Source organism: Methylobacterium sp. B1 (assembly GCF_000333255.1).
Lineage (GTDB): Bacteria > Pseudomonadota > Alphaproteobacteria > Rhizobiales > Beijerinckiaceae > Methylobacterium > Methylobacterium fujisawaense.
In genome coordinates, this window is record NZ_BACT01000548.1 from 1 (window position 1) to 2139 (window position 2139).

The following is a 2139-nucleotide window of genomic DNA, read 5'->3' on the forward strand; positions in this document are numbered from 1 at the left end:
AGGAAATGCGTCGAATGCTGAACCCCGGCGGACAAGTTTTTATTGATTGCCCATTTTTGCAGCCTGTGCATGGGTATCCGTCGCACTTCTTCAATGCGACACGCGAAGGACTCACCTCGATCTTCGAAGATGAAGGGTTCTCAGTTGATCTTGCTTTCACTGGAGCGCATCAAACAGCAGCTTACAGCATACAATGGTTGCTTGGCCGTTTCGCCCACAATCTAAACGATCCAGGATTGAGGCACGAATTCGCACAGATGACTGTCAGCGACCTAGTCTCGATGTCACAGCAAGATCCACTTTGGTGGAAATTTCTCAACGCATTATCCAAAGAAGCCTTCGCTGAACTTGCATGTGGCAACATGCTGTTTGCCACAAAAGTCTAAATTTTGGCTCTGTAGCACATGCCTACGTCTGACACATATCCTGAGATATTGTCGTCGCCGTCGACAGCAAGACTACTTGCGGGTGCGATATTCAACATATCGAAAATTAAAATTGCACAACGCGGACTCGGCGAAAATGGGGTTGTCATATAAAGCGCGTGTTAATACTATACGATCGAGAGACGCAGACAACCATCTGCGGCCCGACACCCAAAATTAAGATTGAAGCAATGAAATCATCTAAGAAAATAATTATATTTGCTGGCAATTGCAACGCCACTGATCTCGCCGGATTCTTCTCGTCTGTCGAGGTTTTGAAAGATGATTTTGAGTTCCACCCTATCGCTTTTCACATCACTCCGGTCCCAGGCCCTGAAATGATGAAAATGGTGGAGGCTGCCGACACAATTTTCATCCAAGGCATTGCCGAAGCCGAGAATTTTGAGCGGACGCTCGTGCCGAATAGCGTCCATCGCGTCGGCTATCCCAATCTGCTTCGGCGGGCGTTCTGGCCCTTTGACGGTCTAATCTACGGCCGCGACACAATCGCAGAAGCTGACGCAGCGCGCGGAGGGCCTGTTCGTTTCACTGATGGTGTCCTCGCGAAGCTTCGCAATGAGATTGCCGATCATGAGGATCGATTTAATGCCTATCGAGACTTGAAGGTTCGCGGACTAGTAAAGAATTTCACTCGACTTCTTGAGATGGAAAATGAAAATTTAGAAAATCTTGATCAAACTTACGGATGTGGGCTCGGTGCATTTTTGCGCCAAAACACAAAATCGAAGCAATTGTTTCACTGGCTGGGCCATCCGAGTGGATTGCTGTATCGCGAGCTGATGTCCTATTGCTGCGATAAGCTGAGATTATCTATACATCTACCCGATCCATCTTCGCTTGACGGGTGGGGTACTATGCAAGTTCCGATTCACCCCATGGTCGCTGACCAATTAGGTCTCGATTGGGCTCAGCCTGACAGGCGTTATCACTACGCTCCGATGGGACATCCTACGTGGGGAGAATTTACAAAAATGTACATTCATCATCTGGGTTGAGATATTGAATATTATGAGACCTACAAGTCTTTACTGGCTTCCCATCCCGCCGCAGGATTGGCGCCAGCGTGCTTCCACTGCTACGACAGACTCTGATTCCATTCGGGCTTGGTCGGAATTTAGAGCGCTGTCGCTCACGAACCTTGATCACGCTGGTATAACGAGGCTCGCTCACTCGCTTACGAAGCGCTTTCCTGAGGCACCTTCGCATCTGTCTACGCGTCCGGTACGTCTCGCCGTCCTCGGCTCGTCAACAACGTCCCATCTCCTGCCGTCGATCAAGATCGCTGCCCTTCGCCGTGGGATTTGGATCACATTTCTGGAGGGTGACTACGGTCAGTATGTTGCCGACCTTGAGACGCCGAGCGACGCACTACGCGCGTTTGCTCCTGACGCCGTGTTACTGGCTCTTGATGCCCGACATCTCACTCAGGGCGTTCCGGACCTCCCTGACATCGCCAGCGCTGACAACGGGCCAGCCCAGGCGGCCGCACACCTGCATATGCTCTGGCAAGTGGCGCAGGATCGGCTCGGTTGCCGTGTGATCCAGCAGACCGTCTTGCCTGTATTTCCGCCCCTGTTCGGCGGCAACGAGCACCGGATGCCGGGCTCGCGGCACCGCTTCATCACGCGGCTCAACGCTGAGCTTCGCAAGCGCGCCGAGAGCGCAGGTGTAGACCTCGTCGCCGTTGACGACG

At 52.2% G+C, this 2139-nt stretch carries 2 protein-coding genes and 1 pseudogene; all 3 read left to right on the forward strand.

The annotated features are described in order from the left end of the window. Window positions 1-386 (forward strand): annotated as a pseudogene (locus I53_RS33295) (hypothetical protein); the annotation flags it as partial. Between the two features lie 230 nt (window positions 387-616). Continuing rightward, window positions 617-1441 carry a WcbI family polysaccharide biosynthesis putative acetyltransferase gene (locus tag I53_RS33300; protein WP_148291161.1) on the forward strand — a complete coding sequence of 275 codons (825 nt, stop codon included), beginning with the start codon at window positions 617-619 and terminating at the stop codon, window positions 1439-1441. A 13-nt stretch (window positions 1442-1454) separates the two neighbouring features. After that, the coding region (locus I53_RS36155) for an SGNH/GDSL hydrolase family protein (RefSeq protein WP_374701335.1) at window positions 1455-2139 on the forward strand (685 nt) is incomplete at its 3' end.